This window comes from Rhizobium sp. PP-CC-3G-465, from assembly GCF_004343445.1.
In the GTDB taxonomy this organism is placed as follows: Bacteria; Pseudomonadota; Alphaproteobacteria; order Rhizobiales; family Rhizobiaceae; genus Ferranicluibacter; species Ferranicluibacter rubi.
On the sequence record NZ_SLYH01000006.1, the window covers coordinates 203,814 to 211,839 of the forward strand.

Annotated in this window: 5 protein-coding genes; 4 read left to right on the forward strand and 1 reads right to left on the reverse strand. The window is 63.0% G+C overall.

Annotation, left to right across the window (positions count from 1 at the left end; translation table 11 throughout):
* Positions 1–142: 142 nt before the first annotated feature.
* The 4 genes from clpB to C8J33_RS20285 all read left to right on the forward strand — a co-directional run bounded on the left by clpB (position 143) and on the right by C8J33_RS20285 (position 5,485).
* A complete protein-coding gene (gene clpB / locus C8J33_RS20270) occupies positions 143–2,749 on the forward strand; it encodes an ATP-dependent chaperone ClpB (protein WP_132665146.1) in 2,607 nt (868 codons plus the stop codon).
* A 128-nt stretch (positions 2,750–2,877) separates the two neighbouring features.
* The gene (locus tag C8J33_RS20275; protein ID WP_132665147.1) at positions 2,878–3,657 is read left to right on the forward strand and encodes a formyl transferase; all 780 of its coding nucleotides are present in this window, start codon (positions 2,878–2,880) and stop codon (positions 3,655–3,657) included.
* A 137-nt stretch (positions 3,658–3,794) separates the two neighbouring features.
* Positions 3,795–4,412: a methylenetetrahydrofolate reductase C-terminal domain-containing protein gene (locus C8J33_RS20280; protein WP_132665148.1), complete on the forward strand. Its 618-nt coding sequence runs from the start codon at positions 3,795–3,797 to the stop codon at positions 4,410–4,412.
* On the forward strand, positions 4,409–5,485 hold the full coding sequence (locus tag C8J33_RS20285; RefSeq protein ID WP_110807778.1) for a methylenetetrahydrofolate reductase: 1,077 nt from the start codon (positions 4,409–4,411) through the stop codon (positions 5,483–5,485). The genes C8J33_RS20280 and C8J33_RS20285 overlap by 4 nt, the downstream gene beginning before the upstream one ends.
* A 47-nt stretch (positions 5,486–5,532) precedes the next feature.
* Here C8J33_RS20285 and C8J33_RS20290 read toward each other — a convergent pair whose 3' ends face one another.
* Entirely contained in the window at positions 5,533–7,500 is a 1,968-nt protein-coding gene (locus C8J33_RS20290) for a M23 family metallopeptidase (RefSeq protein ID WP_110800653.1), read from the reverse strand.
* Positions 7,501–8,026: the final 526 nt, after the last annotated feature.

Here is an 8,026-nt window from a genome sequence, read left to right on the forward strand (position 1 = left end):
GCCTCCCATATCTCATGTCGAAGCGGGAAGATGCTGCGATCCGCAGGGTCCTCTTCGCGATGCCGGGCTTGCCGATTTCGGGAGCCTGATCCCAACCGCCGGAGCGTGCCGCATGGGCGTTCCGGTTCCAAGGAGGTAGACGATGGATATCGAGAAATATTCCGAACGCGTGCGTGGTTTCCTGCAATCGGCGCAGACCTATGCGCTGTCAGTGGGTCATCCCCAGTTCACGCCCGAGCATGTGCTGAAAGTGCTGCTCGACGACGATCAAGGCATGGCAGCCTCGCTGATCGAGCGCGCCGGCGGCCGGGCGAAGGACGCCAAGCTTGCCAATGACGCAGCCCTTGCCAAGCTGCCGAAGGTGTCCGGCGGGAATGGCGGCATCGCCCTGTCGCAGCCGCTGGCCAAGGTTTTCACGACGGCCGAAGAGGCCGCCAAAAAGGCGGGCGACAGTTTCGTCACCGTCGAGCGCCTGTTGCTGGCGCTGTCTGTGGAAACATCGGCTTCGACCGCACAGACTCTCTCCAAGGCCGGGGTGACGGCCGCACGGCTGAACCAGGCGATCAACGAGATTCGCAAGGGCCGCACCGCCGACGGCGCCAATGCCGAGGCCGGTTTCGACGCGCTGAAGAAATATGCGCGCGACCTGACCGCGGATGCGCGTGACGGCAAGCTCGATCCGGTGATCGGTCGCGACGACGAAATCCGCCGCACGATCCAGGTGCTTTCGCGCCGCACGAAGAACAATCCGGTGCTGATCGGCGAACCCGGCGTGGGCAAGACGGCCATCGCCGAAGGCCTCGCCTTGCGCATCGTCAATGGCGACGTGCCGGAAAGCCTGAAGGACAAGCGGCTGATGGCGCTCGACATGGGCGCGCTGATTGCCGGGGCAAAATTTCGGGGCGAGTTCGAGGAGCGGCTGAAGGCCATTCTCTCGGAAGTTCAGGCGGATGCGGGCGAGATCATCCTGTTCATCGACGAGATGCACACGCTGGTGGGTGCCGGCAAGGCCGATGGCGCGATGGACGCATCGAACCTCCTGAAGCCGGCTTTGGCGCGCGGCGAGCTGCACTGCGTCGGCGCGACCACGCTCGAGGAGTACCGCAAGCATGTGGAAAAGGATGCGGCCCTTGCCCGCCGGTTCCAGCCAGTCATGGTCAACGAGCCGGATGTCGAGGACACGATCTCGATCCTGCGCGGCCTGAAGGAAAAGTACGAGCAGCACCACAAGGTACGGATTTCGGACGCGGCGCTGGTCGCGGCTGCGACTCTGTCGAACCGCTACATCACCGACCGTTTCCTGCCCGACAAAGCCATCGACCTGATGGACGAGGCTGCATCGCGGCTGCGGATGCAGGTGGATAGCAAGCCGGAAGAACTGGACGAACTCGACCGCCGCATCATGCAGCTGAAGATCGAGCGCGAGGCCCTGAAGAAGGAGACCGACCGCGCCTCGAAGGACCGGCTGGAAAAGCTGGAACTCGACCTGACCGGGCTCGAAGAGCAGGCCGATGCGCTGACCGCGCGCTGGCAGTCGGAAAAGTCCAAGCTCGGTCTTGCCGCCGATCTGAAGCGACAGCTGGACGAAGCCCGCAACGAACTGGCAACTGCCCAGCGCAAGGGTGAGTTCCAGCGGGCGGGCGAGCTTGCCTATGGCGAAATCCCGAAGCTCGAAAAGGAGTTGCAGGAATCCGAAGCGCAGGACAGTTCGGCCGCATCCATGGTGCAGGAAGTGGTGACGCCGGACAATATCGCGCACATCGTTTCCCGCTGGACCGGTATTCCGGTCGATAAGATGCTGGAGGGCGAGCGCGACAAGCTGCTGCGGATGGAGGACGAGCTGGCCAAGTGGGTCGTGGGGCAGGGGGATGCGGTGCAGGCCGTGTCCCGCGCCGTCCGTCGCTCGCGCGCCGGGCTGCAGGACCCGAACCGGCCGATCGGCTCGTTCATCTTCCTCGGGCCGACCGGCGTCGGAAAGACGGAGCTGACCAAGGCGCTTGCGCGCTTCCTCTTCGATGACGACACGGCACTCGTGCGCATGGATATGTCGGAATATATGGAGAAACACTCCGTTTCCCGGCTGATCGGTGCACCTCCGGGCTATGTCGGCTATGAGGAAGGCGGTTCGCTGACGGAAGCCGTGCGGCGCAAGCCCTATCAGGTCGTGCTGTTCGACGAGATCGAGAAGGCCCATCCCGACGTCTTCAACGTGCTGCTGCAGGTGCTGGACGATGGCCGGCTGACGGACGGGCAGGGCCGGACGGTGGATTTTCGCAATACGATGATCATCATGACATCGAATCTCGGCGCGGAATATCTGACCGGACTTGCCGAAGGCGAGGATACCGACAGCGTGCGCGAGCAGGTGATGGGTGTGGTGCGCTCGGCTTTCCGGCCGGAGTTCCTCAACCGGGTCGATGAGATCATCCTGTTCCACCGTCTGAAGCGCGGCGAGATGGGGGCGATCGTCGATATTCAGCTCGAGCGGCTGAAGACACTGCTGGCGGATCGCAAGATCACGCTGGAACTGGACGGCGACGCCCGGCACTGGCTGGCGGAACGCGGCTACGATCCCGTCTATGGCGCACGCCCGCTGAAGCGGACGATCCAGCGCTATGTGCAGGATCCGCTCGCCGAAAAAATCCTGTCCGGCGACATCCCGGATGGCTCCGTGATCAAGGTGCTGGAAGGGTCCGATCGGCTGAACTTCAAGCTGCTCGGCACGGGCGAAGACCGCGTTGCGGCCTGATCGACTAGTCCTGATCCGAGATATCTGGCCTTCCCGGGAAACCGGGGAGGCCTTTTGCGTGCAATGCCTTTAATCACCCGGTAAGCCGGATCGGTGACAAATGCGCTGAGGCGAACAGAGGCGTAGATATGGTGGAGATGAAGCGAGCGGGTCTTGTGGTCGTGGTCACGGCCGGCGGGCGCAATCCGAAGATCCTGATCAATGCACTTGCCCATCGCTTTTCCGAGGTTGTCGTTCTCTTGGAGCCGGCGGAATCGAAGTCCGTCTTCGTCAGGCGACGCGCCCGCAAGCTCGGATGGCCGGTGGCTCTCGGGCAACTCGCGACTATGGTCGCCTCCAAATTCGGCAAGCGTTTTACCGAAGGCCGTGCGCGGGAGATTCTGGAGACCTATGACGTTTCGGATGCGCCGAATGCGGATGTCAGAACGGTGCCGATACCGTCGATCAACACGCCGGACGCGCTGCATGGGCTGACCAAGCTTTCACCCAATGTCGTCTTCCTCGTCTCGTGCCGCATGCTGTCGGCCACAACGCTGTCGGCGATATCCTGTCCCGTCATCAATTTCCATGCGGGCATCAATCCCCGATATCGGGGCCTGATGGGTGGATACTGGGCGCGGGTAAACCGGGATGAGGGAAATTTCGGTGCGACGGTGCATCTGGTCGATGCGGGCGTCGATACGGGCGATATTCTTTACCAGACGCGCATGACGCCCGGCAAAGGCGATACGATGCACACCTATCCGCTGTTGCAGACGGCCGCTTCGACCGGAATTGCCATCCAGGCCGTCGAGGATGCTCTGGCCGGGACGCTTCGGCCGATAACCGTCGCGGGTCCATCCCGGCAATGGTATCACCCGACCGTCTGGACATGGATCTGGAACGGGCTGTCGCGTGGCATCTGGTAAGGCTTATCGGCGCACGTCGCTTTCACTGTCGCGGCGTGTCGTGCAAGGATGCGCGGCGGGTCGAAAAGACGCGCAAGCTTTTGCCGGATGACGGCCACGACAATGGGCACGACGGGACCGACACAAGGCGGATACATATGACGAAACCTTCGCCCTCCGATCTCGCTCCTGCGCCCAGGCCCGACAAGGGCAATGCGCAGGCCGGCCGTAAGGCCGCGACCGGCGCCTATACGCCCGCCAGCGTCTCGCCCAACCGGCGCGGGCAGCGCAGTTTTGCGATCCGCCTCTGGTCGGTGCGCCATTCCCGGCTGCTGGAATGGGTCTATCACCGCTTCGCGTCGGTGTTTCTGGCCCTGCATCCGCTCTGGCGGGCGATCGGCTATGCGAGAGCCGAAGCGCCGGTGACCATGGTCGAGCGCGGGGTGAAGGGCCTGCTCTTCGACTGTCGCATGTGCGGCCAATGCATCCTGTCGTCCACCGGCATGTCCTGCCCGATGAACTGCCCCAAGCAATTGCGCAACGGACCCTGCGGTGGCGTGCGTGCCAACGGAAACTGCGAAGTGGAACCCGATATGCCCTGCGTCTGGGTCAAAGCCTGGGAAGGTTCACGCCAGATGGCGAACGGCGATGCGATCCTTGCCGTACAGCCGCCGGTGAACCAGTCGTTGCGCGAAACGTCGTCCTGGCTGCGGGTGACGGCAGCCGAGGCACAGGCGCGGGATAATCAGACGACAACCTCGGGACGCCCGACATGAGCGGTTTCCCAAATGCTTCTGGCGATCTCCTGCCCGGCCATTCCTCGCGCGGGCGGCTGGAGCAGGTGCTTCGGCGCGGCGAGTTCGCCGTGACGGCCGAGCTGAACCCACCCGACAGCGCCGATCCGGAAGAGGTCTATGCCCGGGCCGCGGTGTTCGAGGGCTGGGTGGACGGCATCAACGCGGTCGATGCGTCGGGCGCCAATTGCCATATGTCCTCGGTCGGTATCTGCGCGCTTCTGACCCGCATGGGTTACGCTCCGATCATGCAGATCTCCTGCCGCGACCGAAACCGGATCGCCATTCAGGGCGATGTGCTGGGTGCGGCCGCCATGGGCGTGGCGAACATTCTCTGCCTTACCGGTGACGGTGTGCAGGCCGGCGACCAGCCGGGGGCAAAGCCAGTGTTCGATCTCGACTGCATGTCGCTTTTGGAAACGGTGCGGATCATGCGGGATCACGCCAAGTTTCTCTCCGGGCGCAAGCTGACCGCGCCGCCGCGCGTCTTTCTCGGTGCCGCCATCAATCCGTTCGCGCCGCCGTATGATTTCCGTCCGTACCGGCTTGCCAAGAAAATCGAGGCCGGTGCCCAGTTCGTGCAGAGCCAATATTGCTTCGATGTGCCGATGTTCCGCGCCTACATGGAAAAAGTGCGCGATCTCGGCCTGCACGAGCACTGCCATATCCTCGTCGGCGTCGGCCCGATGGCCTCCGCCCGCACCGCGCGCTGGATCCGCTCCAACGTGCCGGGCGTTCACATCCCCGATGCCATCATCGCCCGGCTGGAGGGCGCGGCCGACCAGAAGAAGGAAGGCAAGCAGATCTGCATCGATATCATCAACGAGGTGAAGGAGATCAAAGGTGTCTCCGGCATTCACGTGATGGCCTATCGGCAGGAAGAATATGTGGCCGAGATCGTCCATGAGTCCGGCGTTCTGAAGGGCCGGCGGCCGTGGCGGCGCGAACAGGACCCGGCAGATGCCGGCGTTGCCGAACGTCTGGATGCCGCGCGCGGGGGCGAGATGCAGGATCAGGAGAGCCTTGCGGAAACGGCGGCGAAGCGACCGCACTAATCCCGTTTTCGCAGGAGCGACGGGCGCGCCATCATCGCCACGCGCTGTTACTGCGTGGCCGCGACTTCGCTGCCATTGTCCTTGGCCAGCAGCTCGTCGATGCGCTGCCGCTCTTCTTCGAACTGGGCGAGCGCCGGACCATCCAGCGACTTGCCGCCGGGAAGCCGGATGCGCAGCGGATCGACGCGGTTGCCGTTGACGATCAATTCGTAGTGCAGGTGCGGGCCCGTCGACAGGCCCGTCGTCCCGATCCAGCCGATGACCTGGCCCTGCGCGACGCGTGCGCCGGGCTTGACGTTCTTGGCGATCGCGCTCTGGTGGTTATAGGACGAGACGTAGCCGTTCGCATGACGGATGAGCGTCTGGTTGCCATACCCGCCGCTATCCCAGCCGGCCTTCTCTACAACGCCATTGCCCGCCGCAATGATCGGCGTGCCGCGCGGTGCGGCCCAGTCCACGCCGGTATGCATGCGCGAGAAGCCGAGGATCGGATGACGGCGCATGCCGAAGCCCGAGCGGAACGTGCCGTTGGGAACCGGGTTGCGCAGCAGGAACTGACGAATGCTCTTGCCCATCTCGTTGTAGTAATCGACGGAGTTGTCGTCAGGGTCCTGAAAACGATAGAACCGGGTTTGTGCGTCGCCGAACTTCGCATTGACGTAGAGCAGTTCCGACGTATCCGTCGCGCGACCGCTTTCATCCGCAACGGAGAAGAAGGCCTCGAGGCTGTCGGTCGGCTTCAACTGTGCCTGAAAATCGACATTGCTGGCGAGCAGCTTGATCAGCTGCGCGACCATGCCCTGGTTCATGCCGTAGGAAAGTGCTGCCCGATAGACCCCGTCATAGACCCGCGGCAGATCGCGCCCGGCCGAAATGGTCGGTGTGCCGTTATCGTCGAAGGCGGTGTAGACGGCGGAAAGCTGCGGCGGCTCCTCGCCACGCACGAATGTGCCATGGTCGTCCAACGCCATGGTCAGCACATGCGCGCCACCCTTGGCGTAGACGCTCGCCCGCATCACCCGCGCTTCTTCGTTCTCGCCCCTCTGGATGATACCGATGCGCACGACATCGCCTTCACGGAAGATATCCGAATTCAGCGCCGTCTTGAAGATGGCCGCGATATCGGCCGCCTGCGCCTTGGAATAGCCGGCGCCACTCAGAACGGTCGCCATATCCGTGTCACGCCGGACCGGAATGACGTCGTCGGCAAATTCCGCGCTGCTGTCGTTGATCGTCTCGAACGGCGTGACCGTCATATTCTCCTCGACCACCCGCGCCGTGATGCCCTGGATCAGGTCGAGCTCGGAGGCGTCGGAGGCAAAGCGTCGCGGATCGACATAGAAGAGCGAGGCGAGCTGCGTATTGCCTTCCGTCAGGGCCGCGCCGTTGGAGCGGACGTTCTCTTCCACCTCGTCGAGCGACATCGAGGGCCCGAATTTCAGCGTCGAGCCCTTGAGGGGAAAATCGACCGTCTTCAGCGCGACTTCGGATTCGACGTCGGAGCCGTAGATGGTGCCGGTGCGCACCGGGGGAGGGGCGGAGGCGGCGTCGTCATTGGAGAAGATCGCGAGGGGATCGAAGGACGGGTAGGATTCCGATGCCTGGTGGTTGGCCGCCAGCGTCATCTTCACATGCGCGAAGGGCTGGCGACGAACCACTTCCTTCTCGCCGTCATGGATCATCGTGGAGACTTCGAGGATCGTCCGGTCGGACGGTTTGGCGACGATCACGGGTGAGACGATGCGACCGCCGCGCTTGGCGGTCGCTGCCGGCTGGCCGCCGCGCAAGGCAGGGTCCACCGCGGCATAGGCTTCCGCGGGGATGGCAAGCTGCTGGCGACCATCAAGTGCGGCAAAGAGCGCAACGCCCATAAGGAGACTGGATGTGATGCCGGTAAGGAATGTGCCGGAGAGCCAGCGGAGCGAAATCTCGCGACGATCGGGCGCCCGGCGGCCATCGGCCAATATGGGCGGTTCGTTGCCCAGCGACCGTATCATGGATTTGTCCGTGATCATGCCAGCTGATCGGGTCCCTGTTGAACGCGCCGGTTCTTCTTATAGGCTGCGTATATTGTGCGAAGATGTGCATCTTTCGCGCTGTCGAGTCAAATCCGACACAGTGCGCGGTTCTCCCTGAGACACTGCGATTGTGTAAAACTGAGGGCGGCGGGTGCCCTGCGGCAGGTTTCCTTCATGACGCGGGAAGGGGAGGGGGCTCCAGCCCCTATGCCGCAAGGCTTTGTCAGAAAACTGTCATTTTTTTCAAAAACCCTGTTGACGAAGTGTCTGTCTCGGATCTATAAACCGCACACCAACGAGGGCGGCGGCGCTGCTGGCGACCAACGAACTCGCTCTGAAGTTTCTTGACTTTGCGGGTGGGACTGGGGGTCACGGGCGGAAAGCTTGGTGCTCTTGTTTGGATGATTTTGCGGTGATTGTGGCTTTAGGCTTTGATCATTCAGCGATGTGACGGACCGGTAAGGTTTGTCTGTTTTTTGACAATTGAAGATGAGAAAGAGAAACGTGGGCGGCGGAAGTTGCG